Below are 26,177 nucleotides of genomic sequence, written 5' to 3'. Positions count from 1 at the left end.
GTTATCAGGCAGCGTGTGAGGTAGGTTCGTCAGTGTCAGGCGTGATGTTTACTTCTTCCGGCGTTGCAGCATCCGGGGACTGCATCCATCCCGGCACCCATCGGGTCCCGGAGAGCCACTGTTCGGCATGACTGGCGGCATCGCCTTTCTTCATTTTTTCAGCATCCGAGGCGGCCCCGGTCAGTCCGGCGTCTTTCAGCGCCGCCACAATCTGATTTTTGCTGAGTAACCCGAGGAAGTTATCCGCCGTTGGCTGCCACCAGTCACGCAGGTGGAACCCGAGTGCCGCCTCGACACCGTCAAGGTCACTGCGGCGGGTATGCCCGTGTTCGCGGGTCTGGACGCCGTCCACGGAACAGGCGGTACAGAAGGCCATCAGCGACATCAGGGTCTGTCCGTCGAGGGCAAAGAAGGTGGTAAAATCGTTCTTCCAGCCCTCCGGCAGCAGCGCCTCCAGACGGGCTTTCTCCTGCATAAGCGACTGCCATGCCTGACCCTCTTCTCCGGTCGGGGCTTCGCTGGTGAGGCCGCTGTGGTGGACCTCAAGACGCATCACGAACGGGTGCCGGGTGGTGATACAGTAGTGGAACACGCAACTGCACAGCCGCCAGACCATCAGGGCCACGGCTTTCTGTGGCTGCCTGACCAGTTCCGCCTGTACCGCCAGCGTTCTCTCGGACGACATTTTTTTCAGGAGCGGTACGCTGATACCCTCTGCCACATCCGGGGTGCTGCTGGCGACCACATGGATGGAAGCCTGAGAAACGGTACTTTCCTGTCCGTCAGCGACCGCCGCCTGCGCCTTCTTCTGCACACCGCGCTGGATGCGAAGCTCGCCGTCACTCAGACTGATCACCACGCCACAGGCCGCTTTCTGCTCCGGTGTCCATGCCCGGATCGATGCTGCATCTTCAATCTCGTCAATCAGCACCTGAATGGCGGCTTCGTCCTCAAACGTTTCAGTGGCTTCCTGCGTGGCGTACAGCGTATCGAGACGCTGCTGTTCGTCAGCGCTGAGTTCGCCCTCCGGCTCCGGCAGGACCAGATAATGCTCGCGGTCGTCACCGTAGTTCCGCACAGCCCCTTCCCGTGCCAGTGACCATGACCAGCCCTCCTGCATTTCAATCGCCAGCGCGGCGGACTCCATTTTTTCCTGCACCAGACGCCCGACCAGCACCCCGTCTGCCGTTCCGTCGCCCTCCTGCACGCTGAACAGGTCCTCGCGCACTTCGCCCCCTGCGGCCTCATACGCTTCACGACCGACAAACATAAAGCGGGCGTCGCGAACCGATATTTCGGTGTCCGTGATGGCGCGTTTCAGCAGATGGGCCGGAGCGTTGCTGTATGAAGCCTTCACCTGCTCATATACCTGTATCTGACGCGCCGGGTCACTTTCCAGACTGAGCGCCTGACACTGCTCCACATCGAGCGTGTTCTCTGCCAGCAGGGCGATAAGCTCCGGGGCAAGGCTGGCGAGCTTCAGCATGCGCTGGACGTGGCGCGAACTGTAGCCCAGCTGGTCCCCGATTTGCGCCGGGGTCTTTCCCTGCTCAGACAACGTGCGGAAACCGCTGATTTGTTCTGCCGGGTGCATCGCCACCCGGTTGTTGTTCTCGACCATTGAGGCCACCACCGCCAGTTCGTCGCTGACGCGCTTGACGATGACCTGATGCCCGGCATCGATGCGCTGCTCGCGCTGTAAAAGCTGCAGGGCCGCCAGACGACGACCGCCCGCTGCGACGCCCGACAGTCCGTCCGGCAGGGTATGAACCACCAGATTCTGAATGAGGCCGACCGCGAGAATGGAGTCAGCCATTTCCCGCACGCTCTCCGGCGGATACGGGATAGTACGGACGTTCAGCGGGGATTTGACCAGTGCTGACAGCAGCACCATCTCAATCTGTGCGGCCTCAAGCGCGGCTTTCAGGGCGGCGGATTCGGCTGGTTTCACTGCTTTTTTGCTGGTTTTCGCGGGGGTTTTTGTTTTAGACTCGGTCACTGACATAGTTAATACTCCTTCAGATTATTGATGACTGTCTGCCGGACAGCCCACCTGTCCGGCACCTCTTACGGCTTATTGCGCTCTACGTACTCCGTAGTCCCGGATATAACGGTTCATCAGGAACTCACCGCCCGGTTCAAAATTCCAGACACGCCAGACCATGCTGTCGTCATCCTGATGACGGACGACAAGGCGAAAATGGGTACCCTGGTCATCTTCAATCGCCACATTCTGATACTGCGCCGCGACCGCTTGCGCCTGACTACGGGTGAAGGTGCCATCCGGCAGGGATTCAAGGGGGGACAAAACGTTGTGGTCCATGTGTTTCTCCTTTTCTGCCCCGCCTGAGCGGGGCGTGTTCATCATGGTTTAAAAGGGCACATCCTCATCGGTCAGCGGGTAATCGTCCGGGAAAGTCTGGGGAGGAAGCTGAGACGGAGTGGCGCTCTGACGGCCTTTTTTACCGCCCTTCGCTTTCGGGGATTTAGCCGGGGCCTGAGCAGGTTGAGCCGGGGCAGCAGGATCCTGCGGCTGCGCGGGCTGCTGCGGCACGGCGCTCTCAGGCTCACCAGTTCCACGACGACCGCCGAGCATCTGCATGGTGCCGTTCTGCCCGACCAGCACCTCGGTGACATAGCGCGTGGCTCCGGTATCGTCCTGCCAGCTACGGGTGCGCATCTGGCCCTCGATGTAGACCTCCGCGCCTTTACGCAGGTATTCGCCAGCCACTTCCGCTAGCTTGCCGAACATGACAACACGGTGCCATTCGGTGTTTTCGCGCAGTTCCCCGCTCTGCCTGTCACGCCATGTTTCGGACGTGGCCAGCGTCAGGTTTGCCACTGCGCCGCCGTTGGGCATATAACGCACATCCGGGTCCTGCCCCAGATGCCCGACCAGAATGACTTTGTTTACGCCACGTGCTGCCATGATGAATCTCCTTACTCTGTTGTTTGCTTTTAAAAACCATCACCCGTTGAGTTGCCGGGGCCGCGGTTTTGACTTTTGCGGGGACCTGCTGAACGTGCCCGCTGGTTGTTACCTTCACCCGTTTGAGAGCCGTTCGCCGCAAGGGCGTAAACGAGCACCGGCGATGGCAGATGTCCAGGGCGCGGTTTACCGCGTGCCATTTACCCTGGACGGCTGACAGCGACTGTGCTTGTCTCAGCCCCGGCGAATGGACTCAAAGGGGTGAAAAAACCAGGCAAGGAATGAGCAGTAACCCGCCGCAACGACGAAACGCGCGGGCGCGAAACGGCGTTGCGCCTTACAGCCCGGCGTCAGTTTGCCGGGGTGCGAAAAGCGCAGGTGACGGCGCGACTGGGGCGGCGCATCCGGAACGGATGCTGCAAGCCTGCCGTTGACGTCAGACATCAGACACTAGCCGGCAGGCCCGAAACCGCCTGGCGGGTTCGGCGGAGCTTACCGCGTCCTTTCGCGGTTAGCGGAGTGTGGCTCGACGACCGGACGCGCAGCGGTCGGGAGCCGAAGGTGGCCCGATGGCAGATTGTGTGAAAAGTAAATGAGGAAGAGGAAGAGGAAGAGGAAGAGGAAGAGCAGCAATATCAACAACATCAACAACATCAACAACAATAGCAGCAAGAGGCAAAGCCAGAAGCTGAAGCAGAGGCAGAGGCAGAGGCAGATTCAGATTCAGAGGCAGCGGAAGAGACAGAGACAGAGACAGAGACAGAGACAGAAAGAATTCCGGTCAGGACAGAGACTCACTGCCACCGTCTTCGGGCTTCTGGTATTCGGGCGCATTTGCGCGCGGCAGCTGCTGGCTGTTGAGACGATGCCCCCGGAGCCGTTCACGAAAATATTCGCGCAGATGTTCGGGCTGTTCCCGCTCAACGAGTTCGTGAACAACAGGCTTGTTCATGCGTTCCTGCCATGCAACAGCGGCGGCCGCTTTATCGACGGAGACTTTGTCCTGCTCGTCTTTTGAGAATGAGGCGATATTCCATTTTGACATATCTACACCTGCAACGTTTTCCAGAAAGATACTGTGGATACTACGCGCATTTACAGACTTCATCGACGGATAATGGGGAAGGAAGACAGGAGAGGAGAATGCGCGGCGCCGGAGGCGCGGCGATGTTTCTCTCCGGCAGGCGCAGCCTGCCAGGGTTTTGCGCGCGGGCAGACAGGCGTCCTCCGGCCCGGACGCCTGCCATCGAGCTTACTGCTTACTGGCCCTTGCCGCCCTGTAAAATGAAGTGTCCGCCGATGTAGACGGCACACTGACAGGTCATGTAATAGCAGATTTCATCCATCACCTGGGCGGTGGTCAGTTCCCGCTGACCGGAATCACGGCGGCGGGCATTAATCAGGGCTTTGTACTGGCGCAGGATCTCGCGGCTTTGTGGTGCAAGTTTCATTTTTTTCTCCTTAACCGGCGGGCTTCCCCGCCGGACATTATTCAGTTTCTGAAGACATAACCGTCATGAAACACATACCCGCTGCTGAATAAATCCCGCGCGTATGCCTCATAATCGAAATACACGCGCAGGGATTCAGGCACCTCGTTTAACAGGTCGTTGTCCTCAACAAAGCCATAAGCAAAATCTTCCTCGCTTTCCGCTTCGCCGTAATATGCGTCATCAAAGGCGTCATAGTCGCACTCGCCGGTATATTCCGCCCAGGCCACAAAGGCGGCGGCGCGCCCGTCATTCTGTGCCTGCCGGAAAGCCTCAATAAACGCCCACTTAACAGAGGATTCAGAGGCAAACTGTGACGGGATGCCCTCGATGTCCTGAAACATCAGCTCGGGGTCTTCCTCGCCAGCGTGCAGCGTCCGGCAGGCGTCATAAAACGCGTCTTCGTCGTCAAAATCGGTTAAATCAAACCATTTGCCAAAAATACTGCCGCAGTTGTACTGGTGATACGTGCCCACGTAGACGGCCGGAGTGGTGATGGATGAATTCATTTTTTCGTCTCCCTTCGGGGCGGCATAGCCGCCCCGGTCGTTAATCAGTCCAGCGCGGCGTAAATGGCGTTGCATTCCGGGTGAAGGGTGATGTGATTCCAGAGCTGGGCATCACGCAGCATGTAAAGGTGAGTCAGGGCCGGGTTGCCGCTGTCATGATTTGCCGCCAGACGACGGTTAACGGCCAGCGATGTCAGAATAATGCCCGCTGCGTCGGCGCTCACAATGCGATCAAACCAGTTTTCACTGTTGACCAGATGAACCCGGCCACAATCCGGCATCATGTAACCGCCGCCCTCTGGCAGCCGGATAAAGTGCCAGAACTCACTGCTGTATTCAGGCATCCATTGTTTCGCCAGCGCATACACCTGCGATTCTGCGAGCATAAAATCAGCGCCGAACATGTAGGGCATAAAAGACAGGCGGTCACACTCTTCAACATTCAGGACGGGGCGTGTTGTCACATACTGCATGGTAAAACCTCCGTAATCACATGGACTGCGACACCGGGCGGTGCCGTGCCGACACGACAGCCCGGCGAAAAGCGGAAGATGCAGGGGCGACACCGGAGGCCGCAGCGCAGATAAAGCGCGAAGCCGGTCTGGACGGTTTTGGAGCGAAATTTGAGCGAGAAAACGACGGGAAGAACGGCGAGACTCATTAAAAACACTGCGACCGGGCGAGGATGGCGGCGTCAGCGCACCCTTGCATCTGCAGCGGCCGGGCTAAAGTGAAGGCACGGCACAGCCCGCACACGACACGGCGATAACAGAGGCGGGTTTTCACCCAAAAGGCCCGGAACCCGGGCCGGGTGAATGCGGAGCCGGCACGGTGACATCCTTATCGCATACGGACATCCCGCGCCGGTCAGTGGGGGGAAGTGATTTTTCTTCCCCCTCCATCATCATTCAGTTTGTGCGGGCGTCGCCCGGGCTTCACTCACCACCTCGCGCAGTACACGGCGATCAAGCCAGCGGCGGGCCGGGTCGCCGGGGAAACGCAGCATATCGGTGATAACGCCTGCGGCTTCGATTTCCTCCCGTCGTTCATTAACCACGGTCAACAGGATGGGGCAGAACGACGCCCCGCGCACCAGAACAGCGTCAAGGACGGCATCCAGTACGTCAGTGTCGTTTTCATCGAGCCAGTTTTCATGCTCGTACTCGTCAGCCAGTACGCGCCAGTCACCAAACCGCCGGTCCATCAGTCGCGGCGTGACGGACGGTTTCAGCGCAGCGGCAAGGCGGTGCGCATCCGGCCTGACGATTTCCGCTATCTGCGTGAGGGAGGCTTTCAGGAAAGCCAGCAGATCGTCACATTCTGCCGCCGTCAGCCATTCCTGTGCATAAGGCAGATGAAGTGTCTGGACGTCCGCCAGTTTTTCCGGGGGCATAAAGCCCTTTGCCGGGTACAGATACAGCCGCGCCGGGGTTCCCGCCAGCCGTCGGGCGCTGGCTGTCAGCAACCCGGCCCGGCCATATGTCAGCGGCTGGCAAAGGTGCGTGACCAGCGCCAGAATTTGCGCGGCATCGAGCGAGCCGGTGGCGACTGACCAGCCGGGCATGGTTTCAGGCGCGATTTGCATCATATCCACGCAAGGCGGCCAGCCCGTATCCTTTAGCATCCGGTCGCCGTGGCGGAGTATCAGCGCGTTGAGTGTGTCGTTTCTCATGTTATTTCCTTCGGTGAATGCCCCGCCGTTCAGCGGGGCGGACGGGTCAGGCGGCCAGTTCACGTTTCAGCCAGGCGATTTCTGCCTGAGCGTCAGCGACACTCGGATAGTGATCTACCGTCAGCGACGGCGAATGCTCGTCTTCTCCGTTAATCGCCTGTGCGGCAATATCCGTGATGCGATACAGCGTATCTACGGGGACGCTCACGCGGGGAATGCCCGGGCGAATCCCGGCGTACAGCGCCTGCACGGTGCGGAATGACACGCCTTCTTCGGTGTGCTCCCCCGTTCCCGTGCGGCCGATAAGCTCAAGCAGGGTGTGAGCCTCGGCCTCCGTCATGTTCCCGGCCAGGGCCATCACGTCTTCTTTCGTCCAGACCAGCAGGGCGTAGCGTTCTTCGTTCCCAAACATGCGTTTAAGTTTTTTGTTCAGTTCTTTACGGGTGCCATACAGCATGGTGTTGTCTCCGTGATTCAGTGGGGCGGCCTCGCCGCCCGGGATTCAGTCTCTGAAAGATTCATCGAGTAACAGGGCGATATTGAATGCCTCGTCCATCAGGACGTTGAGGCGTCGCAGGCTCACGCCAGCCAGCCGTTCCGGCAGTCCGTCGTGCTGGTAGTGGTATTTGTCTTCCAGCACTTTCAGGGTGGTTTTCAGGTCGCAGATGTTGTTCGCCAGCCCGGCCATATCGCGGCGCAGGGCTTCGTGTCCGTTGTAGTTCATTACGCCACCTCCGGAAGCCATTCATCATTCGCCGCAGGAGTGTTGACGGCCCGGCGCATGGCAGCCAGTCGTTCGGTGCCGGCCCGGTGGTACTGCGCCAGCATTTCAATGCCGATATAGCGGCGTCCGGCGCGGTATGCGGCGACGCAGGTCGAGGCACTCCCGGCGAACGGATCGAGGACAATCGCGCCCGGGGCGCTGAATGACTCAATCAGCGGCTGTAGTGCTTCGACTGGCTTTTGCGTCGGGTGTAACGGATTGCCGGTATAGGGGAAAGGCATCACGTCCGGCAGCGGTTTGAGGGGCGGCACCGGGCGGCCTTTGGCGAGCACATACGCCCCTTCATGGCAGTAGTTCACGAATCCGCGACGTCCGTTCGCGCTGCGGCGGTTCGAGCTGTAGTCTTTGGTGAACACAATCTGGCCCACGGCGTAGAAGCCCGCCGCCTTCCACGCAGCCATAAAGCGGTCCACCCGGTTCCAGCCGTAGAAGCTGACCATCAGAGCGTCTTTTTTGAGGACGCGGTACATCTCCTGCGTAGCCGGTTGCAGCCATTCGTCCGTCACATCCCCGGCAATCTGTCTGCCCTGACGGTCCTTAAAGCCCACTAAATAGGGCGGGTCGGTCACGATAAGGTCCACGGCACGGTCGGGGAATCCGCGCATCACATCAATACAGTTCCCGAGAATGAATCTGGACATGGCAGCACTCCTGTAGTCAGAGGGGACAGGAGGTATCACCGCGATACCGTTCCCTGCCGCACGCTGCCTGTTCATCGCGTCCGGTCACGGGTCAGGCCGACCGTGGAATATCGCAGCCGCCAGTGTTTTATGGCGGCGAGAATATGCCGCGAAAGCGGCTTGAAGGGCGTTCCTTAAAAGGGCGAGGGACTGGCGTACACTCTCAACGACGCCGGGCCTGAGCGGAAAAACCGCCCGTCCCGTAACAGGCCGGACGCGAGACACTGGCAGCGGGTGGCAGGCTTTCAGCGACAACAGGGGAAGGAGGAGTATCGGCATACCTGTCCACAAACGCGGGGTTTAAGATTGTGGATAACCTGAAGGCAGACAGCGGAGAAGCGCGGGAGGACAGGCGTCATCACGCCTGTTCTTTTTTCGTACAATCAGCGGCAAAGCATCAGCGGTTCCGGGACTTATCTCCGGCCACGGAGAGGCCAATATACACGCCCGTGCCCCAGATGACCTGGGAGAGCACGAAAACCCACAGCGGGACGTCGAACACCAGGAGCGGAAGCAGGCATACCGTCACAATGCCAATCATGCGACTGCCGTACTGCCTGCGTACCGGCTCGCTGCTGTCGACGGGGACGCCGGCAAAGCGAAGAACGTTTCTGAATCCAGGCGACATAAACACCTCCTCGGGTAAAAACTCATTTGTTTTCTGTATATTACAGGATACCGTCACCGCAGGTATCCTGACACACGTTTTTACAGTCAGTCATTTTTTTTCGCAACCACAGCAGCGGCTTAGCCCGGCGCTGCGTAAAGAGGCTTGCAAAAAAACAAAGGCGGCAAAATAATTACTGTATATAAATACAGTTAATGAGACGCTAAAGATGAAGTTTATTGCTGCCTCCCTGGAACCCGGGGTCATGACCCTCCCCCTTTTTACCGAGCGTTGCGCCGCCGGTTTTCCTTCACCGGCGGCAGATTACACGGAAGCGGAGCTGGACCTGAACGAGTACTGCATCCGGCACAGGGCCTCCACCTATTTTGTCCGGGCTATCGGCAACTCGATGACCGATATTGGCCTGAATTCAGGCGACCTGATGGTCGTCGACAAGGCAGAGAAGCCGGTGCACGGGGATATTGTCATCGCCGAAATGGAGGGGGAATTTACCGTCAAACGGCTTCTGTTGACGCCCCGTCCGGTACTGCAGCCCATGAACCCGGCCTACCCTGCCCTTCACCCTGACCCGGAGACGCTGCAGATTTTTGGTGTGGTGACCGCGTTTATCCATAAGACGCGCGGAGCGGACTGATGTTTGCCCTGGCCGACGTCAACTCATTCTATGCCAGCTGCGAGAAGGTGTTTCGCCCTGACCTGCGGGGGGAGCCGTGCATCTCGCTGGAAGAAGCCCCCCCGCCCAAACAGCAGATTGTCTGCAGCCGTTCTTTCGGAGAACGCGTCACGACTTACGAGGCGATGCGTCAGGCCGTCTGCCAGCATGCAGAACGCGCTGCGGAGAAGCTGCGCGGAGAGCACCAGTACTGCCGGCATATCTCGGCTTTCATCAAAACTTCGCCGTTCGCCATCAACGAGCCCTACTATGGCAATCTGGCCACAGAGAAGCTGACGACACCCACGCGGGATACCCGGGACATTATTACTGCAGCAGTCAGAGCGCTGGACAGGATCTGGGTCTCCGGCCATCGCTATGCCAAAGCCGGCATCATGCTGAACGATTTCTCCCCGACCGGCGTCTCTCAGCTGAATCTGTTTGATGACGTACAGCCCAGAGCACACAGTGATGAGCTGATGAAGGTTCTCGATGGCATCAACCATTCCGGCCTGGGGAAAGTATGGTTTGCAGGACAGGGGGTTGCCCCTGAATGGCAAATGAAACGTGAAATGCTTTCACCGGCTTATACAACCAGGTGGACAGATTTGCCCGTAGCACGGTTATGACTCTCTAAAGCCCAACACCTGCCACTTTTTCATTTTTCTATCTTGTTATCTTGCTGTCTTGTTATCTTGTTATCTTGTTATCTTGTTATCTTAATTTCATTACAAATCATCAAGTTAATAACTTAACAAGATATTATCTTAATAAGTTATTGCAAAGGTGTCGCCTGCTTGGCAATATTAAGTTGTTAACTTAACAACTTAATATGAGGCTATAATGATAATAGTACTAGGTAGTCAAAAGGGTGGGGTTGGTAAAAGTACACTGGCGGTATCTATAGCTGCGTATCTGATGTCACTGGGCAATCGAGTGATTATTGTCGACGCAGATGACCAGAAATCAGTATTAACTTGGTATAACAACCGTCCTGAAGATCTTCCCCATATTCCAGTTACAGGCGCCACAGGCAACATCAAAGCCATGCTAAAGGAACACGAAAAATCATATGACTATGTCATCGCAGACTGTGCTGGACGCGACAGTGCAGAAATGCGTAGTGGATTGATGGCCGCAGACGTATTCATTTCTCCGTTGCGGCCTTCTCAGATGGACCTGGATGTAGTACCTCATACATGCTCCGTTTTTACGGCAGCAAAAGATTTTAATGAGAATATTCGGGGGTATCTCGTATTAAACATGACTCCCACTAACATGTTTGTTAATGAAGCTAATCAGGCAGCTGAAGTACTCAAGGATTATCCTGAAATGCGCCTGGCGAACTCCCGGGTATGTGATCGGAAAGCACATCGAGATGCCTGGGCAGAATCAATGACAATTTTTGAAACGCAAAATGATAAAGCACAACAAGAAATCGAAGCGTTAGTTAAAGAGGTTATTCTGTGAGAAATAGAGCAAATACCCCGCCTCGTGATGAGGCAGCATTTATTAACGGCGGTACAGCTGGTATTGACAGTGCCAAAGGGACCGCTGAGAAATCATTGGTTGTAAGTAAAGCAAAACCCGTGAGCATTTCCTTTTTTGAAGAAAATTTAAAAGACATTGATGACCTTATAACTGCAGAGATGGTTTCAGGTAAAGGCAGAGTTAATCGTTCTGATGTCGTCAGAGCTGCGGTAGAAGCACTAAAAAGCCTTTCAAAAACAGAGGTATCAAGGTTAATCGCAGAAGCGAAACAAAGATAACAACTTGCCATCTTGTTATCTTGTTATCTTGTTATCTTGTTATCTTGTTATCTTGTTATCTTGTTATCTTGTTATCTTGTTATCTTGTTATCTTAATTTGCAATCAACTAAAATGGCCTCATCAATGGTCTTTTTTACATCACTCGTTTAATTCCCCCGCCACCTGGACATAACAGTTATTCTGTCCAGGTGGGGAGCGGAGTCCCTCATGATCATCGCCATGTAGAACCTAGCCTTTCCTGTGTAGTAATGTATGTTATATTTTTCGACTACCTGAAGGCCTTAATATGCCGATAAATTTCTCCCCTAAAGTGGGGCAAATTCTCACGTGCAATTACGGAAACTACTTGAAAGATGAGAAAGGGGATGTAGTTTCGACTGCTGTCGATGCTCATATCCCCCCGGAAATGATTAAATGTAGACTCGTCGTTGTATTGAATGGGCGTCTGAATGGCAATGCGTGTATTGTGGTTCCAATTTCGACCACAAAAGATACTGCTAAACTTAATAATGGCCTTCACGTTGAGTTACCTGAGGGGATAATTAAAGCAGCAAAATATTTTCCTCAAACAACTAGTTGGGTTAAATGCGACATGGTACAAACCGTAAGTAATCAGCGACTTAGCAGGCCTATGGAAGTAGGCAGGGGATGGATAACGCAGATGCTTTCACGTGAAATTGTGACAAACCTACAAAAAGCTGTAATCAAAGCTATCAATGCAACTGCGCTTGTTCCAGCACAGCAGGAATCCGAACAATAGTTCACTATTGACACGAACTACTGATTTGCTAGACTAGCCATGTAGCCCATAGAGGCCATTCAGATTTTCTCCCCTTGAGGGACCGCGAAGCCCAGTTGAAAAGCTGGGCTTTTGCATTTCTGTTACCTCTTGATTAGCCACCTTCCTAACAACTACAGAACTTTATGGCAATATCGCTGGCATATGCGCCAGTGAGATCATAGAGCTGCTGGTAAATCCCTCAGTTACATAATCCCCGAACTGCATTGGATATTCAGGTGATTCTGTCCATGGCTGACATAACCCGTCCCCGTTTCGCTATCCAGTACCCACTTCAGCATGACAACCCCCACGAAGATTTCTATCGTACCTGAAGGCATATTCGAATCGTTTCCGTTACCGCTGGCTAGCGTCGTGACAGAACACTATGTCCTTTAAACAATGATGTTTTTCTAATCGGAAAAATTTACATTAAGCGCAAGCTCCCTTCACTTGCACTCTGGCATTTTTACTTTGCTCTGGATCAATGAGATCGCGATTATTAGGAATGCTTTACAGTAATAAATTAACCCATAATTGGGGGAAGGAAGCGGATGATAAGGCTTCAGGCGGGTTTGGATGTAAAAAAGCCCGACTGGTAATCGGGCTTTTTTACATCCAAAACTAAGCTGGTACTCAGATTTGGAATGGAACTATCTTTAACTGACGGTTGAATGATACCCCCCACTCTTTACTCTGATCAATCTGATTTACAAGAGCCAGCTAACACATTGATTAGACTCTGACTGACTAACAGGTGGTGCTGAGTCAGTACCATTACCTGAGTGGAACTATCTTTAACTGACATTAAAGACTAAAAACTGAGTGACAGAGTGGAAGGGTTCATTCGGTGTTCTACTCTCCAGAAAAGGAGAGAAAATGGAGACTCTTACAAAAGTCATCCAGGCTCTGAAAGCGCTCATTGTGCTTTTAGAGTTAATTCGCTGGTTCTTCTAACAACCAGCTCACCCAAGAGCCAGGATTCCCTGGCTTTTTTATTAACCAATCCTAGAGCGCTCGCCAGCATGTCACATTAGGGTATATGTCAAAGATACCGGCAGCCTCCTCCGCCTACAGACTGATGTGACCAGATATGTGAGGCCATAAACGGCAAGACCACTTAAATGTCTTCAAAGACGTCTGTAACTGTAGAGTGAATGGTATGCCAGGGAAGAGGAGAGGGGGACAGAACCACCCCGGCACTGCCCCCCGGAAGAAACATCAAGTCCCTTCCACGCGAATGTTAGCATTTTTTGCCTGTGATATTATGACAGAGTTATTTTCAGAGCATGGACCAATGAAAAAGAAAACCACCACGCCCACACCCCACGATGCGACATTCCGGCAGTTCCTGACGCAACCGGATATTGCCCGGGATTTCATGGAGCTGCATCTCCCGGCAGAGTTGCAGGCCATCTGCGACCTCAGCACACTTAAACTGGAATCCGGCTCGTTTGTTGAGGATGACCTCCGTCAGTATTTCAGCGACGTTCTCTATAGCCTGAAAACCACCGGCGGCGACGGCTACGTTCACGTGCTTATTGAGCACCAGTCGTCGCCGGACAGGCACATGGCGTTTCGCCTGATACGTTACGCGGTAGCCGCCATGCAGCGCCATCTGGAAGCGGGCCATAAGAAGTTGCCCCTGGTGATACCGGTCCTTTTCTATACAGGTAAACGCAGCCCCTATCCGTACTCCACCCGCTGGCTGGATGAGTTTGACGACCCCGTGCTGGCAGGCAACCTCTACAGCAACGCTTTCCCGCTGGTTGATGTGACCGTTATTCCGGATGATGACATCGCCGGCCACCGCAGTATGGCCGCCCTGACTTTACTGCAGAAACATATTCATCAGCGCGACCTCGCTGAACTGGTTGACCGTCTGGCGCCCATTTTGCTGGCCGGATACCTGTCTTCATCCCAGGTCATATCACTGGTACACTATATAGTCCAGGCAGGCGAAACAGCCGACGCCGAAGCCTTTGTACGCGAACTGGCACTGCGTGTGCCGCAACACGGGGACGCACTTATGACCATCGCACAGCAGCTTGAGCAGAAAGGTATTGAGAAGGGTATCCAGCAGGGGATCGAGCAGGGCATCCAGCTGGGTGAACAACGTGGTATTGAAAAAGGCCGTAATGAAGGCAAACTGGAAGGCAAGCTGGAAGTTGCCCGCACCATGCTCAGGAGCGGCATTGACCGCAGTACCGTGATGAAAATGACCGGTCTGACTGAAGACGACCTGGCGCAGATCCGCCACTGATTCATCCCTCCTGATAACGCATTTACTGCCCGGATGAGGCAAAGTACCTACCCGGCATTTCATTCTGAACCCCTTGTCTGTTCAGAACTCGCTTCTGGACAGACAAGGGGTTGGACAAGCCTGCTGCGCGTCAGCCTGTAGCCGTTAAATTCGTTCTTTCAGCATCGCCACCGCCTCGGTCCCCGGCATCTGGAACTGAACCCGGTGACGTGCCGCCACATCGAGCGCAAACACCTTCGTGTAGACCTCCGTTGAGCTCACTGACTTGTGGCCCATCAGGCTCTGCAGGACCTTCAGCGGAATGCCGGCATACAGCATGTGCATCGCATAACTGTGCCGGAACGTGTGCGGTGTGACCGGCACAGAGAATGACACCCCGTCAGCGGCCGCATTCTCCACTGCTTCATTCAGCCAGGTCCGTACCGTCCGGTCAGTGACCTCCCAGATACGCGCCTTTTCGGTTCTGCCGGTACGCTTATTACGTCGCTCGAGCGGAATTTTCAGGGTGGCCACCATCATCTGCAGCTGGCTGACGTACTGGTGATCGGAGAGGGGCACCAGACGGTGGGCCTGACTGCCAGCTGGGGCACGGCCTGCTGTTCTGGCCGATTTCTCCGCTCGTTGTTTGAGCGTGGCCAGCTGCACGAACGGATACGGTGGCGACAGCGAAAAATCCCCCCTTGTCAGCGCCAGCGCTTCGTTAATTCGCGCGCCCGTGTTCCAGAGCGTCGCCAGCAGCATCTTGCGGTGAAGATCCGGCACGTAGTGGAGCAGCGCGCTGACTTCCGGCGCCAGCAGGTATTTCGGGAGTTCGTCCTGAACGAGAGCCATCTGGCGAAGTGCCAGCGCTGCTGGGTAGTCTATGGCGACAGGTAATGATGTGTTGCTTACTGGTATATAGTTAGCGGGAAGCGAAGTCATCGACATATCCCTCAGTGAAGACGCTTATGGATGGTGTCGCTGCGGTAATTTCAGAATATGCCATCATCCGTCCTGTATAGTGCATCTTCCTGCAGAAGGGTTTCAGCCGCCACGGTAATAAATGCTCGTACCGTGCAGATAGCATTCTGCACACTCCCCGAACTGATATACACGGGTTCAAGAGATTCGGTAACTCCATTACGGTGTACCAGTGCGTTTCGGGTCTTGATTACCCCCTTAATCTCCTCCAATGGCCACTCATGTGGCGTTGTCAGCATCCTTGAAAAATACCGACCTATCACTTTGTGGCTCTGAAATGTCTTCTTCGCTACAAGAGACTGAGCTCGCCAGGTATAAACCTTCTCAGGAGTGTCTTTATCCGGCTCCTGCTCGACCCATTTGGAAGCAAGTAATTTTCTTCTGTCTTCCTTATTAGGAACCAACGAATCAGCCTCGTGCAGGAACTTCTGTAAATGCGGGGGATGACTAAGAAGTGCTCTGGCGCTGTACATCAGAAAGCTGTCCAGTACACTCACGCAATGAACATAAGCCATCCGCTCTACGATCCTGGGTTGGTTGAACTGCATCAGGCTCTCTAACTCATCCAGTTCAGCCTTTGCATCCTGCAGGCGGTCAGGAATACTGGCAAGCGAAGCCTCAAAATATTGCTGCTCAGCCGCCTCTTCCATCCAGTCCTGAAACCAGCTGTATTCCTGCGCTGCCGCATCCCATTCAGGAGTTCCTTCCTCAGCATCCGGATAATTTTCCGCAATCCATTCGTCACGCCGTTCCTCCTGCATTTCAAACAGCAGTTCTTTCATACTTCCCATTTAAACCTCGCCATCAATGATGTAATCCCGCCATCCATTACTCCTCTGACCTTCAGGGGGCGATAATGTAATAGCCTTTAAAATAGTCATCTATCTGACAGGATTGCCAGGGCGGAGCACAATGTTGGAACAGCGGTTTTTTGTAGTCACCAACCAGTTGCCATGAGTCCGAGTTATCCATTCGTTCTGCAACCATTCTTCCGTTACGTTTCAGGATTTTTGGCGATTTCCAGTTATGTCTGGCGTTAATCATTTCTGTTGGCGTTGCGTATGCCGCTCCTGAATACAGCCATAGCTCTTTATGGCCATATACATCCTCAAGCTCCCGGACCACATCGTAAAATGATCTAAATGTTGGTTTACCCATACCTCGCCTCAAAAATAGTATCCGGTTCAATAGTCCCGCACTGAAATCATATGTCATCACCAGATGACACACCTTAAAGTCACTGTTGATTACTTTACCTGCCAAAATCATCACCTGAGAGATAATAATCAGCCATATAACCACGCCGTTAAATTACCGGATGGCGGTTTCGCGGTGATCCGATTTTTCATTTATTTCGCAGTTTCCGGAAGTGTACCACGGTCAGAGAATAAGCAAAGCGCTCATTTCCGGTGTCGGGCGGGCGGTCACGGGGAAGGGGAGGGACACAACATATAGCGCCATTTGCAGCTGATTAACCCCCTACATCTTGTGTCAGGGGGCCGCTGCGTGCCGGTGCATTTCGCGAAGATCCGGAACAGCCAGAAACCGGATCTGCGAGGCGGAAAATCCGCAATAGATATGATAATTAATGAACATGCATAAAATCATACTAAGAATGATATTTATCATTAATAATAAAATCATATCTGATATGATGTTTAATTGATTAGCAATAAACTATACATGATATGACTTTACACTTAACCAGACATTATCAGACGGAGCGTGCAGGATGGATGAAAAAGTATACTTTCGCCTCAGCTATGAAACGATGACCGCCGACACGGAAGACTTCATTAACGGGTGTCTCGAACGAGCCGGCCGCGCAGACTGCAATGACCCCGATGCGGAGATTGCCTGGGCACGCAGCGCGATCGAACTCTGGTACCACCTGGCGATGGCGGGCCGTGCCCCGGAAGACGTCGCCGACAGGGACCATCTGCGCCTCACCGGAATGCTCCTGCGCGCTCCCACAGCAGAACAACGTTCATGGCAGCAGTAACAACCTCCCGCAGGCCGTCGCCGCTGCAGCGACGGGTACTGATTGTGCTGGCCGCCCTCGGTGCAAAACGTCCGGGGCCGGTGGCGACGCGGGATATTGAGCGGGTGCTGGAGCAGGGCGGGGACGCCCCGGTGTACGGGCCGAACCTGCGCGCCTCCTGCCGGCGCATGGAAGCCGCGGGCTGGCTGCGCACCCTGCGAGCCCCGAACCTGCAGCTGGCCGTTGAGCTGACGGACGCTGGCCGTGCGCTGGCCGCCCCGCTTCTCGCTGACGAACAGGCGCGCGTCCTGGCGGAGCAGCGAGCGGCGGCGGTCCGGGTTCTGCCCCTGGTCAGGATGAAGGCGGTCTATGAGTCTGACTCGTTCGGTGACGAGCGGCCGGTGGCGCTGGACGATCGCTGGCATCTGGCGGTCCGGGGAGACTACGTTATCCTTCTCGACGGCACCACCTGCCTGCAGCTGTGGAATGCGGCCGGGCAGTTGACACGCCTGGAAGGCGATCCCCTGCAGATCGCCACCTGGCTGCAGGCCTGTCACGATGCGGGGATTGCGGTCCGGGTGCAGATCAATGAGAGCGCCACGCCGGAGGAGGGCGCTCTGAACGTCACCGCGCCGGCGGACCGGACCGACACCTGGTACCGCCAGCTGGACGTCGCGCTGCAGGCGGAGGGGATCAGCGGCCTGAATGAGGAGATCAGGCAGGCCGTTATCACGCCTGGTGAGGGGCTCCGCGACCTGCCGGCGCCGGCGCGCCTGCTGCAGGTTCTGCGCGACAGTGCGGAGGCGTTCCCGCTCACGGCGGCCGGCTATGAGGAAGATACGGAGGCCGCACTGGCTGACCTGCTGGCCCGCGCGGGTTTCGCCGGCGACCAGGTGCATGAGCTGCAGTGGCACCGCATCCGCTGGCCGCTGATGAGTCAGGAAGAAGCTGACCGCCGCGAGCTGAACACCCTGCTGAACGACCTGGAACGACAACAGCTGTACTGCAACCGCGAACAACTGACGGAGATTGTGTTTTCGCCGGTACGCAAACCCGGCGAGCGCTGGACGGAACGTCTGCAGTGGCTCCTGATGACGGATGGATTCGGGTTCCGCAGTCCGCTGTCCCGTGAAGCGGGCGCCAGGGCGCTGGCAATCCTGGCCGGTTACACGGGGCGGGAGGTGACGGAGCATCTGGCCACGGTGATGGTGTGGAACGACGCCGGAACAGGAGAGAGGCCCTGAGCCCATTGTCTTCAGCAAGCCACGTTCATCCTGGCGTGAGCGGCACGCGCTGCAAAAACTGACTGACGATCTCCGGCCCGGAGCATGAGAACCGGGACTGTACCCAACCACCACAAGGAACAAGAGCTGAACCATGAAAGTCACTGAAACCCGACTGGACACCCTGATCGATAATCTGAACACCCTGATTTGTGAAGATGATCTGCTCACCCGCCAGGAGCGTGAAACCCTGGTGCGGGCCGTGGCGGCCATCGGCGCCATGAAAGCACGCGTCAGCATGAAAAAGCCTACGGTACCGGCAGCATCGAAACCGAAGGAAGAGAAACAGGCACCTATACCTGACCCACGCTTTCCGAATGCCCGCCAGGCCTGGGTGGCTGAAGAGGAAACTTTATTACTGGATGCGCTCGATGGCGTCCCGAATGATGATATTGGTAAGCATCTTTTCTGGCTTTCCGAGAAACTGGGGAGAACGCCGTTCAGCGTCGCCTGTAAAATCGCGTCGCAAAGACATCTGACAAATGGCTGGAAAGAGCAGTTCAGGGAGGTTTCGGATAAAATTCGTTTGTCCGGCCTCAGTATCAGTGATTATCTGAAACAGAACAGGTCAGACCTGAACGCCTGAATGACATTGAGGAGAGCGTTTATTAGAACCACATGCCTTTAGATCGCTGTCAGCGCTCATATTCATCCTTGGTTTATTACGTAGCCTTTCCTTCGACTGAACCACGAAGGGCTATTTTAGTCCTCCGAGCATAGCCTCAATTCGCCTTGCAACATTACTCTGAATTTGTCGTGTGATTTCTTCCTTGCTGATCAGCATTTTACAGTAAGGGCAAAGCGTATTTTTAATTTCATCAATTGTTTCAACATGTAGTATGTCGTTGAAAGTTAGTGCCTGACCGCACTCGGGGCACTTGAATTTGATGCTATTCATAGTTGCAAGTCCATTTGATATTGTGCTCTTTCTCTTCGACCTTATCAGAAGGACTGTCTTGTCGCTACAAAACGGTAACGGATGGCTTGTGAATGAGCGCTAACCAACTGTCAGCACTCAGAAAGGGTGTTGAGGCGAAACTGGCATGTCGCTGCAAGCCTAGTGATACCAATGTAATTTATTGATATTTAACTTATGTTGTGCGAAAACCCATTACTCGCACCGCCAGAACGACCTCAGGGCGTTTCTGGCAGGAAACAGGAAAAACAGGCAACAAACCACCCGAAAACCCGCCAGAAACGTCCCTGATAAATGTTAACTATGTTGCATGGCTATGCAGGAAAATGAATGGCACTGAATCTGAAGGTAAACAGTCAGCAAAAGCATGATTTCAGGTAGTTTACTTCCACTTAACGCTCCAATTATGATGTGCTTCTGTCATATTCCCAGAGAACGTCAACGATGCGCTCAGCACGCCTTTTATCATCTGTAATACCGTTGCTTCTGGTAGCCTGTACCACAACAAAATCAACTGAGTTGGGTAAACCAACAGCCTCATCAGAAAAATCAGTAGATCTATTAGGGGATCTACGTGCCGGGCCGAATGCACCTGAAGCAAAAAACCTAACACCTAAACCATAAGCAACAGGGTAATAAGCGGAACTTCCCTAAATAATCTGTTTTACGATATCAGCCTATGGTCGGACCGTCATAACCCCGTTGCCGCTGAGAACGCTCCAGCTCCAGCACTTTTTCGTGCTGTTGTTGCTGAGACATCTGTTCGGCGGCTACCGCCATCTCATGACGCTGCACGACTCAGTTGCCCACTCAAGCGTTGCAATAGCTTTCGCTAATCGCGTGTGTTGGTGCAATATTTGCCGCTGCCAGCGGCTGCGATCAGGCAAATCTTTTTCATTGAGTTTGTTTTTTTATGTGAATTGTTCGCACATCACTCCCCGCATACACTTTGCAGGTATGACGGTTTGGCCGTGGTTCCGATTCTGCAATGCCGCCGTTGGCTAAATTAAAATCCATATGCCCGGATACGGACGCGTTTAGCGTAGCGGGGGAGCCGTCAACCGAGAGGATCATGCAATCCGCATCTATTTCTACGGTGTGCTCGCCAATTTTGTACAGTCGACCAGCGGGCTGGCCATCGTCGGCCATTGCGAACGTAATACCTGCCGCCACTATGGCGGCTATCAGTAAAGTCTTTTTCATAATCTTGCCATTAGCGCAAAGGAAATTGTTAATGATGGTCAATTATTGACCTTGACGTACAATAATTTTCGATATCCAAACTAACCCCTTATAGTGTGACATGCAAGATAGCTGCTCTCCAGGACATGCCAAATGAGTGGAAAGATCAGTACCGTAAGGGAGAGCGACGGAGGACTTTACTTTTGCTGCGGGATAAGCGTCCAGCGGATGGTTTCCATCAGAAGTTGATAGTGCACAGACGGGCTTTTATCCAGCCGCAAACCCTTCTCCCAGCATTCATCCGAAAATTTTTCCGCTTCATTACCGTTACGCTCTATAGGCAGTGGAAAAAAGAGCGCGTATGGTATCTGGACACACTATAGCACCCTCGCGGATCAATGATGGAGTCGCATAAACAGGAACTATTGTTTTTTACAAATGATAAAAATATTCAAATCTGGCATGAACCAGGCATCAACAACCTGAAATTAATACTGAATAGGGAACAGGGATTATGAGTTTTTTTCTTAAATCATTAGCCGCAGGTGTTTTTACGATAGCCAGCTTCAGTGTTGGGGCTACAACTGCTCCTGTTTTAGACACAACGCCACAGATGGCCTATGAGGATATCTCTCGCTCCTTAACTGAATTGCAGCCGATTACGTTTCAGTCTGGAGTGGAAAAATATAAAATATTAGTTTTTGTAGATAATCAATGTGTTTATTGCAGCTATGTTGTAAAAAACATCAAGAAATACACTGATGCAGGGCTGACTATGTCATTTCTGACGGTGGTTCCATCATCCATCAAAGACTCAGTCATTGAAGATATGGGACGAGTATGGTGTGCATCAGATCGTCAGAAAAGTTTTCAAAATGCGATGGCCGGTTTTTTGCCAGACAATGATAGCTCAGAAAAATGTAAAAATCTGGTGATTAAACAATCTGAACTTGCTGATAGACTGGGCGTTACAGTAACTCCTGCTATGGTAGTGCTGGAGCCGTCTGTGCATACTTTCCTGGGTAGTGTTTCTCCAGATAAAATTCTCTCTGAACTCCAGTAAAAGGACTAAGCGAATGGTTACCTGGAGATGAAAACTGGAGTTTCACATGAATTTAAGAGCGTTCTCAGCCCCCATACTCACCCTGGTGCTACTTATAACAGCCTGTTCAAACCATACTCAAAAAACAAACGTCAGGGTAATGCCCGGCAACGATAAATCAGCGGAAGTTGATGATCTTTTAGGTAACCTAGGGTCTCCAACATTTCCCCCGGAGCATTCAAAAATAGTCGTATATGCAGCACAAATACGGAATGCCATTGTTGCCGAAATGTACGAACCCGATGCGTATAAAGGAAAAACCTGCTCTATTCGTATCTATCTTCAGCCTGATGGTTCAGTGAACAGTGCGACAGCAAAAGAGGGTGATGCAAAATTGTGTAAAGCAGCCATTTCAGCGATTACACGAGCGAAAATACCCGCCGCACCAGATAACGAAACATATCAGAGGGTCAAAAATGCCGCTCTTGATTTCAGACTATAGAAATGAAGTTTGAGGTGGTTATTGAGGAAATGCCCTATTGTGATCTATCCGTAATCCGTTTTTTCATCGCAAAGGTCGGGTTGTTGCAGCGACACTGATATGTCGCTGCAAGCTTTGCGATCTCAATGTAATTGACTGATATTTAACATAAAACGCATTAAGCGAAGTTGAGTTGTAATGGCTCAATAGTAATGTCCGCCTGTGGCTCAATTCAGATGTCCGCGCTATGGTAAGCTTCACTGGTCCGTTTAAACTACCGGGAGGCATATCATGAGCGCAGAAAGCTCAGGAGTGTTTACTTTGAAAGAGATCAACCGGATCAAGATTATACAGGACGTCATTGAACGTCGCATCACAACGCGCCGTGCGGCCGAGCACCTCGGTATCAGCGACAGGCAATGCCGCAGACTTCTTGCCCGTTACCGTGAAGGCGGACCGCTTGGTATGGCCAGCAGACGATGTGGCATGCGTGGTAACCGCCAGTTGCCACCCGGGCTCGCAGATCAGGCTCTGGAACTGATCAAGACGCGTTATGCTGATTTCGGTCCGACTCTGGCGCGTGAAAAGCTCGAAGAACTCCACGGACTGTTTCTTGGCAAAGAAACTGTCCGGCGCATCATGGTGCGGGCTGGCTTATGGGTTCCCCGTAAACAACGTGCCGCAAGGATCCCTCAACCACGGTACCGGCGTCCGTGTACTGGTGAGCTGATACAAATAGATGGCTGTGATCACGACTGGTTTGAAGGCCGTGGCCCGGCCTGCACCGCGCTGGTCTATGTTGATGATGCAACCAGCAAACTGATGGAACTGTTGTTTGTTAAATCGGAGTCCACGTTTTCTTACTTCGAAGCCACGCGGCGCTATATCGATAAGCATGGTAAACCGCTGGCACTGTACAGCGATAAAGCCGGTGTTTTTCGTGTTAACAATAAACACGCCACAGGCGGAGACGGGCATACTCAGTTTGGGCGAGCCATGCATGAACTGAACATCCAGACTATCTGTGCAGAAACCAGTCCCGCCAAAGGGCGTGTAGAACGAGCTCACCTCACTTTACAGGATCGTCTGGTCAAAGAGCTGCGGTTACAGGGCATTTGTTCAATGGAGGCTGCAAATGACTTCGCTGAGGCCTATATGGCTGACTATAACCGCCGTTTTGGCAAAGTACCGCGACATGATTTTGACGTACACCGTGCTGTAGAACATGATGAGGACCTGGGGCTTATTTTCACTGTTCGTGAAAAACGTAAAGTCTCAAAATCGTTGACGATACAATATGATAAAATGTTGTACCTGATTGAAGACAGCGAACTGAGTCGCCGTGCAATAGGTAAATATATCGATGTGTATCACTATCCTGATGGCAGAAAAGAGCTGCGCCTGAACGGTACGCTACTTCCCTACTCTACCTACGACCGACTGTCAGAAATCGACCAGGGCGCGATTGTCGATAACAAGCGTCTTGGCCGAACCCTGGAGTTTATCAGTCTGGTGCAGAGCAAGCGGGATAACACGCGCTCTCAGTCAATTCCCGCTGGAGATGGCCCTTCCCGACGACGGCCAAAGCAGGAAGGGAAGAAATCCCAGCGCTCACTGGATAATGATGACATGCTCGAAGCACTCAAACAGCTTCAGTCACGTTCAGAGGACATTTTTGGTAAAAGAGCCCGCTGATGGTACTCACTGGCCGGACAGTGGTTGCTCACCAGTTGATATTGTCCGGCCAGACCCATGATGTATTATTCATTTCGTTCAGCATCTTTATGTCCTGCTTTTCACGGGCATACTTACCCCATAATGAATGAAAAGAACGAACAATACTGATTAACTGCTTTTTTCTTTGCTCCGGAGATAGGCTGATAAAATAGCAGCACCTGCTGTCAATATTATCCTCAATGAAATTAAAATCAGAGTCTGATGCATATTTTACTGTTAGCATAATATCATTCGACGTTGTTCTCTCAGACTCTGTTAATGCTGATTCTATCAGGTATTCAAAGGCATACATGACAGACAGCTGGTTTTTGTCTGTCTGAATATAACCCATTGAGTTTCTGAGTATTGAGGACTGTACCAGGACCAGAGGCCATAAAAGCTCAACACCATAAAGCTTATATGTATCATGTTGATCATACTGATGTTGCTCAACACGACGATTACCTTCCCGTGCTTTACGAATATCATAGGCAAGGGATAACATAAATCCGTCTTTAACTTTAATCAGTGGGCTTTCATCCACGATGTAATGAATGAGTTCATGTAATTCATTCAGGGCTTCTGAATCTCCCCACAGTATAAAACCTGCATTGTTCGGCGTTAACTCGTATCGAAGCATGGGCTCAATCATCCTGTTGTTTCAGTCGGAGGAAAGTCTATCAGTAAAGAGAATGAGAGATCAAAGTGGTCATTTTAATTGAGCTGGATAACGGACATTTCAATTGAGCCTTGACAAATACTGTAACAGCAAAGTTGTAATATCTGCCTATAGCTAAGTTAAGATATCCGGCGTGTCTAAAAGTGGCTCATCTTAACTTTAGCTGGTCAAACTTATATACATCGATTCCCAGGTTCAGCCAGCCGTGAAACGTGGGCCGGTCCGGTAACGCTCGTCATGAGCCAGCATTTTCTCAACCAGAGTAAAGTCATTCCTTTCACAGAAAACATACTGCTCAGAAAACTGAACCTGCAGCGAATTGTAACGGGTGACATTCTCCTGGCTCAGCGGAAAAGACAGATAGTCCGTAAAACGCCGGATATGCTCAAGCATCTCAAACGGGCGCATATGTGCAGGTATGCGATGCGGCGCGCGTGCCAGTAAAAATTCAATGTTCTGCCGGTGCTGAAGCATTTCTTCCCGTATGGAAGGGCAGTACAGGGCGAGCATCAGCGTGGACGACAGCGGCAGATAAATTTCTATACCGCGAACCGCCAGCCCGAGGTTGCCGTATGGCGCGAAGTCATTATTGTTCTGCAGGACCACAGGGTTATCAGACACGTAGAACGGATGATCGGCCGTGGTCTCAAAGAGATACCAGTCTTTATTCAGGTAATGGTCAATATGGGGCGCCTGATCGGCCAGTAAACGCAGAAAAACGTGCCGGGTATCGCGATCTGGCGATATACCCAGGGCATCGGTCACCTGGTCAGCTGTCGCGCCGATGCCAGCCAATTTATCCGCAAGCACAGAGACCATTCCGGCTAAACGCTGCTGCTCGCCAAAGGTACGCGCACGCTGCACGGCCACAAACACGGCCAGTTTGTACCGCTCCTCCTCGGTCAGCCGGCGGATATCCCTGTGCTGCAGCAGCGCGGCGATCACCTGCGCGGCATGGTGTTCGTAAATCCCCAGCAGTGGCTCCAGACTCAAGCGATCGGGGTGACCGTCAAGATTGTAAAAGGTGTTGCGCACGGTGGCGTCGTCGGGCGTGGTGGCGTAACTGCCTCCGCGGGCCTTGTCAAAGGCGTGCAACCGCCGGCGCTCACCTTTTCCCGGCGCACTGAAGTGCTTCAGTAAAAAACGTGGCACCGTGTGCTGCCGGACGACGTCGGTCTGTAGGTTCAGGGGATCGGCCATAAAATCAACTCCATGATAAAGCGGGTATTGATACACCGCTAAAATAATAACTATCTACTTATAAGACTTGAACCGCTTTTAATGCGTAGGTCTGAAGCTTTTAAAATCTACCTGTCGTGATAGCTGTCCATATTGATGATTGCAATTAGTTATGATGCACGGCTAATTTTAAAGCTAATGTATGCGTACATTAGCTTTAAAACACGGCTCAGCCTCCGACATCTCATCAGCCAACAGGCTCGATGAGCTCTGGTCCCTGATTCTTCACATTACCAACAGCGCGCGTTACAGGATGCCATTTGAAATGTTCAGCTGACACAGCTCCATCAGCAGCAATTTCTTCAGCCTCCTTACCCGAAACGTCCTGTTTGGGATCGTCTCAGAAAACGGAATCTATGGTCACTCCCGTTTTTGCAACACCGATTTTGACGATAAGTTGGCTTGCTTGAATCTATCCGGCGTCTGAATGGGATTTTATTCCCGCGCCTCGATGAGTTCCGCGCCTGATGAACCTCCAGAAAATATACGGCTTCAGCGAGCCTTTCCGTTTTACAGGTTCCTCAACAGGCCGGTGGGCCGTTT

At 53.0% G+C, this 26,177-nt stretch carries 33 protein-coding genes and 3 pseudogenes; 14 read left to right on the top strand and 22 right to left on the bottom strand.

The genetic code is table 11. The features are described 5' to 3' along the window. Positions 1–4: 4 nt before the first annotated feature. The 3 genes from HV213_RS31985 to ssb form a co-directional block, all read right to left on the bottom strand. Entirely contained in the window at positions 5–2,005 is a 2,001-nt protein-coding gene (locus HV213_RS31985; RefSeq protein ID WP_075809005.1) for a ParB/RepB/Spo0J family partition protein, read from the bottom strand. A 69-nt stretch (positions 2,006–2,074) separates the two neighbouring features. Next, complete coding sequence (locus HV213_RS31980; protein WP_075809004.1) at positions 2,075–2,323, bottom strand: DUF905 family protein; 249 nt, start codon at positions 2,321–2,323, stop codon at positions 2,075–2,077. Between the two features lie 48 nt (positions 2,324–2,371). After that, positions 2,372–2,929 carry a single-stranded DNA-binding protein gene (gene ssb, locus HV213_RS31975; protein WP_075809003.1) on the bottom strand — a complete coding sequence of 186 codons (558 nt, stop codon included), beginning with the start codon at positions 2,927–2,929 and terminating at the stop codon, positions 2,372–2,374. Between ssb and HV213_RS31970 the strand changes: the two genes are divergently transcribed. Next, the gene (locus tag HV213_RS31970; protein WP_181486544.1) at positions 2,928–3,146 is read left to right on the top strand and encodes a hypothetical protein; all 219 of its coding nucleotides are present in this window, start codon (positions 2,928–2,930) and stop codon (positions 3,144–3,146) included. The two genes, ssb and HV213_RS31970, sit on opposite strands and share 2 nt — an antisense overlap. 64 nt (positions 3,147–3,210) lie before the next feature. Further along, entirely contained in the window at positions 3,211–3,363 is a 153-nt protein-coding gene (locus HV213_RS31965) for a hypothetical protein (RefSeq protein WP_181486540.1), read from the top strand. Between the two features lie 347 nt (positions 3,364–3,710). On the opposite strand, the gene HV213_RS31960 is transcribed toward HV213_RS31965, so the two are convergent. From HV213_RS31960 to HV213_RS31920, 10 genes and pseudogenes are all read right to left on the bottom strand, one after another. Beyond that, on the bottom strand, positions 3,711–3,974 hold the full coding sequence (locus tag HV213_RS31960) for a DNA polymerase III subunit theta (RefSeq protein WP_075809001.1): 264 nt from the start codon (positions 3,972–3,974) through the stop codon (positions 3,711–3,713). A 214-nt stretch (positions 3,975–4,188) separates the two neighbouring features. After that, positions 4,189–4,380: a hypothetical protein gene (locus HV213_RS31955; protein WP_075809000.1), complete on the bottom strand. Its 192-nt coding sequence runs from the start codon at positions 4,378–4,380 to the stop codon at positions 4,189–4,191. 41 nt (positions 4,381–4,421) lie between these two features. Next, complete coding sequence (locus tag HV213_RS31950) at positions 4,422–4,928, bottom strand: antirestriction protein ArdA (protein WP_075809032.1); 507 nt, start codon at positions 4,926–4,928, stop codon at positions 4,422–4,424. A gap of 44 nt (positions 4,929–4,972) precedes the next feature. Next, positions 4,973–5,401, bottom strand: a complete 429-nt coding sequence (locus HV213_RS31945) for an antirestriction protein (protein ID WP_075808999.1) — start codon at positions 5,399–5,401, stop codon at positions 4,973–4,975. A gap of 431 nt (positions 5,402–5,832) precedes the next feature. After that, positions 5,833–6,600, bottom strand: coding sequence for a hypothetical protein (locus HV213_RS31940; protein WP_075809031.1), 768 nt, complete (start codon positions 6,598–6,600; stop codon positions 5,833–5,835). A gap of 46 nt (positions 6,601–6,646) precedes the next feature. Then, a complete protein-coding gene (locus HV213_RS31935) occupies positions 6,647–7,057 on the bottom strand; it encodes a DUF1380 family protein (RefSeq protein ID WP_060415454.1) in 411 nt (136 codons plus the stop codon). Between the two features lie 45 nt (positions 7,058–7,102). Next, positions 7,103–7,324, bottom strand: coding sequence for a hypothetical protein (locus HV213_RS31930; protein ID WP_020804418.1), 222 nt, complete (start codon positions 7,322–7,324; stop codon positions 7,103–7,105). Continuing rightward, on the bottom strand, positions 7,324–8,025 hold the full coding sequence (locus HV213_RS31925) for a DNA methylase (protein WP_075808998.1): 702 nt from the start codon (positions 8,023–8,025) through the stop codon (positions 7,324–7,326). Before HV213_RS31925 ends, HV213_RS31930 begins: the two co-directional genes overlap by 1 nt. Before the next feature lie 71 nt (positions 8,026–8,096). Next, a pseudogene (locus HV213_RS33445) lies at positions 8,097–8,291 on the bottom strand (hypothetical protein); the annotation flags it as partial. Between the two features lie 170 nt (positions 8,292–8,461). After that, positions 8,462–8,692: a hypothetical protein gene (locus HV213_RS31920; protein ID WP_075808997.1), complete on the bottom strand. Its 231-nt coding sequence runs from the start codon at positions 8,690–8,692 to the stop codon at positions 8,462–8,464. 208 nt (positions 8,693–8,900) lie between these two features. Here HV213_RS31920 and umuD point away from each other — a divergent pair, with 208 nt between their 5' ends. From umuD to HV213_RS31890, 6 genes and pseudogenes are all read left to right on the top strand, one after another. After that, positions 8,901–9,326, top strand: coding sequence for a translesion error-prone DNA polymerase V autoproteolytic subunit (gene umuD, locus HV213_RS31915; protein WP_032743916.1), 426 nt, complete (start codon positions 8,901–8,903; stop codon positions 9,324–9,326). A gap of 59 nt (positions 9,327–9,385) precedes the next feature. Next, positions 9,386–9,973, top strand: a pseudogene (locus HV213_RS31910) (DinB/UmuC family translesion DNA polymerase); the annotation flags it as partial. A gap of 214 nt (positions 9,974–10,187) precedes the next feature. Next, the gene (locus HV213_RS31905; RefSeq protein ID WP_023304044.1) at positions 10,188–10,814 is read left to right on the top strand and encodes a ParA family plasmid-partitioning AAA ATPase; all 627 of its coding nucleotides are present in this window, start codon (positions 10,188–10,190) and stop codon (positions 10,812–10,814) included. Beyond that, positions 10,811–11,113, top strand: a complete 303-nt coding sequence (locus tag HV213_RS31900) for a hypothetical protein (RefSeq protein WP_071847026.1) — start codon at positions 10,811–10,813, stop codon at positions 11,111–11,113. Before HV213_RS31905 ends, HV213_RS31900 begins: the two co-directional genes overlap by 4 nt. Before the next feature lie 287 nt (positions 11,114–11,400). Beyond that, positions 11,401–11,874 carry a type II toxin-antitoxin system PemK/MazF family toxin gene (locus HV213_RS31895; protein WP_023304043.1) on the top strand — a complete coding sequence of 158 codons (474 nt, stop codon included), beginning with the start codon at positions 11,401–11,403 and terminating at the stop codon, positions 11,872–11,874. 1,315 nt (positions 11,875–13,189) lie between these two features. After that, complete coding sequence (locus tag HV213_RS31890; RefSeq protein WP_023304042.1) at positions 13,190–14,155, top strand: Rpn family recombination-promoting nuclease/putative transposase; 966 nt, start codon at positions 13,190–13,192, stop codon at positions 14,153–14,155. A 144-nt stretch (positions 14,156–14,299) separates the two neighbouring features. On the opposite strand, the gene HV213_RS31885 is transcribed toward HV213_RS31890, so the two are convergent. From HV213_RS31885 to HV213_RS31875, 3 genes are read right to left on the bottom strand one after another with little or no spacing between them, the layout of a single operon-like run. Beyond that, positions 14,300–15,076 (bottom strand): site-specific integrase, encoded by a 777-nt coding sequence (locus HV213_RS31885; protein ID WP_023304041.1) that lies wholly within the window; start codon positions 15,074–15,076, stop codon positions 14,300–14,302. A 50-nt stretch (positions 15,077–15,126) separates the two neighbouring features. Then, positions 15,127–15,906 (bottom strand): hypothetical protein, encoded by a 780-nt coding sequence (locus HV213_RS31880; RefSeq protein WP_000535296.1) that lies wholly within the window; start codon positions 15,904–15,906, stop codon positions 15,127–15,129. Between the two features lie 52 nt (positions 15,907–15,958). Then, the gene (locus HV213_RS31875; protein ID WP_224253935.1) at positions 15,959–16,378 is read right to left on the bottom strand and encodes a hypothetical protein; all 420 of its coding nucleotides are present in this window, start codon (positions 16,376–16,378) and stop codon (positions 15,959–15,961) included. A gap of 469 nt (positions 16,379–16,847) precedes the next feature. On the opposite strand from HV213_RS31875, the gene HV213_RS31870 reads away from it, so the two are divergent. The 3 genes from HV213_RS31870 (at position 16,848) to HV213_RS31860 (ending at position 18,965) form a co-directional block, all read left to right on the top strand. After that, positions 16,848–17,117 carry a hypothetical protein gene (locus HV213_RS31870; protein WP_020804424.1) on the top strand — a complete coding sequence of 90 codons (270 nt, stop codon included), beginning with the start codon at positions 16,848–16,850 and terminating at the stop codon, positions 17,115–17,117. Next, complete coding sequence (locus HV213_RS31865; protein WP_181486539.1) at positions 17,105–18,340, top strand: hypothetical protein; 1,236 nt, start codon at positions 17,105–17,107, stop codon at positions 18,338–18,340. The genes HV213_RS31870 and HV213_RS31865 overlap by 13 nt, the downstream gene beginning before the upstream one ends. Positions 18,341–18,473: 133 nt before the next feature. Continuing rightward, entirely contained in the window at positions 18,474–18,965 is a 492-nt protein-coding gene (locus tag HV213_RS31860; protein ID WP_004200903.1) for a hypothetical protein, read from the top strand. Between the two features lie 111 nt (positions 18,966–19,076). Here HV213_RS31860 and HV213_RS33855 read toward each other — a convergent pair whose 3' ends face one another. The 3 genes from HV213_RS33855 to HV213_RS31855 form a co-directional block, all read right to left on the bottom strand. Continuing rightward, positions 19,077–19,277, bottom strand: coding sequence for an ECs_2282 family putative zinc-binding protein (locus tag HV213_RS33855; RefSeq protein WP_023280894.1), 201 nt, complete (start codon positions 19,275–19,277; stop codon positions 19,077–19,079). Positions 19,278–19,967: 690 nt separating this feature from the next. Beyond that, positions 19,968–20,090, bottom strand: coding sequence for a hypothetical protein (locus HV213_RS33660; protein WP_254913144.1), 123 nt, complete (start codon positions 20,088–20,090; stop codon positions 19,968–19,970). A 99-nt stretch (positions 20,091–20,189) separates the two neighbouring features. Next, complete coding sequence (locus HV213_RS31855; RefSeq protein ID WP_004200891.1) at positions 20,190–20,540, bottom strand: hypothetical protein; 351 nt, start codon at positions 20,538–20,540, stop codon at positions 20,190–20,192. 451 nt (positions 20,541–20,991) lie between these two features. Here HV213_RS31855 and HV213_RS31850 point away from each other — a divergent pair, with 451 nt between their 5' ends. The 3 genes from HV213_RS31850 to HV213_RS31840 all read left to right on the top strand — a co-directional run bounded on the left by HV213_RS31850 (position 20,992) and on the right by HV213_RS31840 (position 23,695). Then, positions 20,992–21,540 (top strand): thioredoxin fold domain-containing protein, encoded by a 549-nt coding sequence (locus tag HV213_RS31850; protein WP_001567366.1) that lies wholly within the window; start codon positions 20,992–20,994, stop codon positions 21,538–21,540. A gap of 46 nt (positions 21,541–21,586) precedes the next feature. Then, a complete protein-coding gene (gene tolA, locus HV213_RS31845) occupies positions 21,587–22,021 on the top strand; it encodes a cell envelope integrity protein TolA (protein ID WP_001567367.1) in 435 nt (144 codons plus the stop codon). Positions 22,022–22,291: 270 nt separating this feature from the next. Beyond that, the gene (locus HV213_RS31840) at positions 22,292–23,695 is read left to right on the top strand and encodes an ISNCY-like element ISKpn21 family transposase (RefSeq protein ID WP_001567368.1); all 1,404 of its coding nucleotides are present in this window, start codon (positions 22,292–22,294) and stop codon (positions 23,693–23,695) included. A 28-nt stretch (positions 23,696–23,723) separates the two neighbouring features. On the opposite strand, the gene HV213_RS31835 is transcribed toward HV213_RS31840, so the two are convergent. The 3 genes and pseudogenes from HV213_RS31835 to HV213_RS31825 all read right to left on the bottom strand — a co-directional run. Further along, positions 23,724–24,356: a DUF6904 family protein gene (locus tag HV213_RS31835; protein WP_001567369.1), complete on the bottom strand. Its 633-nt coding sequence runs from the start codon at positions 24,354–24,356 to the stop codon at positions 23,724–23,726. Positions 24,357–24,590: 234 nt separating this feature from the next. Next, entirely contained in the window at positions 24,591–25,595 is a 1,005-nt protein-coding gene (locus tag HV213_RS31830; RefSeq protein WP_044352188.1) for a DUF4238 domain-containing protein, read from the bottom strand. 226 nt (positions 25,596–25,821) lie between these two features. Then, positions 25,822–25,965 (bottom strand): annotated as a pseudogene (locus HV213_RS31825) (SOS response-associated peptidase); the annotation flags it as partial. Positions 25,966–26,177: the final 212 nt, after the last annotated feature.

The organism is Klebsiella sp. RHBSTW-00484 (assembly GCF_013705725.1).
Classification (GTDB): Bacteria; Pseudomonadota; Gammaproteobacteria; order Enterobacterales; family Enterobacteriaceae; genus Klebsiella.
The sequence above is the reverse complement of the archived record's forward strand: the minus strand, read 5'-3'. Positions and strand labels throughout refer to the sequence as shown.

Excerpts from the sequence above, each read along its gene's own strand:
- HV213_RS31870 (WP_020804424.1), top strand. The coding sequence starts at position 16,848 with ATGGATGAAAAAGTATACTTTCGCCTCAGCTATGAAACGATGACCGCC.
- umuD (WP_032743916.1), top strand. The coding sequence starts at position 8,901 with ATGAAGTTTATTGCTGCCTCCCTGGAACCCGGGGTCATGACCCTCCCC.
- HV213_RS31960 (WP_075809001.1), bottom strand. The coding sequence starts at position 3,974 with ATGTCAAAATGGAATATCGCCTCATTCTCAAAAGACGAGCAGGACAAA.
- ssb (WP_075809003.1), bottom strand. The coding sequence starts at position 2,929 with ATGGCAGCACGTGGCGTAAACAAAGTCATTCTGGTCGGGCATCTGGGG.
- HV213_RS31880 (WP_000535296.1), bottom strand. The coding sequence starts at position 15,906 with ATGGGAAGTATGAAAGAACTGCTGTTTGAAATGCAGGAGGAACGGCGT.
- HV213_RS31890 (WP_023304042.1), top strand. The coding sequence starts at position 13,190 with ATGAAAAAGAAAACCACCACGCCCACACCCCACGATGCGACATTCCGG.
- HV213_RS31955 (WP_075809000.1), bottom strand. The coding sequence starts at position 4,380 with ATGAAACTTGCACCACAAAGCCGCGAGATCCTGCGCCAGTACAAAGCC.
- HV213_RS31840 (WP_001567368.1), top strand. The coding sequence starts at position 22,292 with ATGAGCGCAGAAAGCTCAGGAGTGTTTACTTTGAAAGAGATCAACCGG.
- HV213_RS33855 (WP_023280894.1), bottom strand. The coding sequence starts at position 19,277 with ATGAATAGCATCAAATTCAAGTGCCCCGAGTGCGGTCAGGCACTAACT.
- HV213_RS31970 (WP_181486544.1), top strand. The coding sequence starts at position 2,928 with ATGATGAATCTCCTTACTCTGTTGTTTGCTTTTAAAAACCATCACCCG.
- HV213_RS31945 (WP_075808999.1), bottom strand. The coding sequence starts at position 5,401 with ATGCAGTATGTGACAACACGCCCCGTCCTGAATGTTGAAGAGTGTGAC.
- HV213_RS31920 (WP_075808997.1), bottom strand. The coding sequence starts at position 8,692 with ATGTCGCCTGGATTCAGAAACGTTCTTCGCTTTGCCGGCGTCCCCGTC.
- HV213_RS31885 (WP_023304041.1), bottom strand. The coding sequence starts at position 15,076 with ATGACTTCGCTTCCCGCTAACTATATACCAGTAAGCAACACATCATTA.
- HV213_RS31940 (WP_075809031.1), bottom strand. The coding sequence starts at position 6,600 with ATGAGAAACGACACACTCAACGCGCTGATACTCCGCCACGGCGACCGG.
- HV213_RS31865 (WP_181486539.1), top strand. The coding sequence starts at position 17,105 with ATGGCAGCAGTAACAACCTCCCGCAGGCCGTCGCCGCTGCAGCGACGG.
- HV213_RS31965 (WP_181486540.1), top strand. The coding sequence starts at position 3,211 with ATGAGCAGTAACCCGCCGCAACGACGAAACGCGCGGGCGCGAAACGGC.
- HV213_RS31925 (WP_075808998.1), bottom strand. The coding sequence starts at position 8,025 with ATGTCCAGATTCATTCTCGGGAACTGTATTGATGTGATGCGCGGATTC.
- HV213_RS31850 (WP_001567366.1), top strand. The coding sequence starts at position 20,992 with ATGAGTTTTTTTCTTAAATCATTAGCCGCAGGTGTTTTTACGATAGCC.
- HV213_RS31980 (WP_075809004.1), bottom strand. The coding sequence starts at position 2,323 with ATGGACCACAACGTTTTGTCCCCCCTTGAATCCCTGCCGGATGGCACC.
- HV213_RS31830 (WP_044352188.1), bottom strand. The coding sequence starts at position 25,595 with ATGGCCGATCCCCTGAACCTACAGACCGACGTCGTCCGGCAGCACACG.
- HV213_RS31985 (WP_075809005.1), bottom strand. The coding sequence starts at position 2,005 with ATGTCAGTGACCGAGTCTAAAACAAAAACCCCCGCGAAAACCAGCAAA.
- HV213_RS31835 (WP_001567369.1), bottom strand. The coding sequence starts at position 24,356 with ATGCTTCGATACGAGTTAACGCCGAACAATGCAGGTTTTATACTGTGG.
- tolA (WP_001567367.1), top strand. The coding sequence starts at position 21,587 with ATGAATTTAAGAGCGTTCTCAGCCCCCATACTCACCCTGGTGCTACTT.
- HV213_RS31895 (WP_023304043.1), top strand. The coding sequence starts at position 11,401 with ATGCCGATAAATTTCTCCCCTAAAGTGGGGCAAATTCTCACGTGCAAT.
- HV213_RS31950 (WP_075809032.1), bottom strand. The coding sequence starts at position 4,928 with ATGAATTCATCCATCACCACTCCGGCCGTCTACGTGGGCACGTATCAC.
- HV213_RS31930 (WP_020804418.1), bottom strand. The coding sequence starts at position 7,324 with ATGAACTACAACGGACACGAAGCCCTGCGCCGCGATATGGCCGGGCTG.
- HV213_RS31860 (WP_004200903.1), top strand. The coding sequence starts at position 18,474 with ATGAAAGTCACTGAAACCCGACTGGACACCCTGATCGATAATCTGAAC.
- HV213_RS31935 (WP_060415454.1), bottom strand. The coding sequence starts at position 7,057 with ATGCTGTATGGCACCCGTAAAGAACTGAACAAAAAACTTAAACGCATG.
- HV213_RS31905 (WP_023304044.1), top strand. The coding sequence starts at position 10,188 with ATGATAATAGTACTAGGTAGTCAAAAGGGTGGGGTTGGTAAAAGTACA.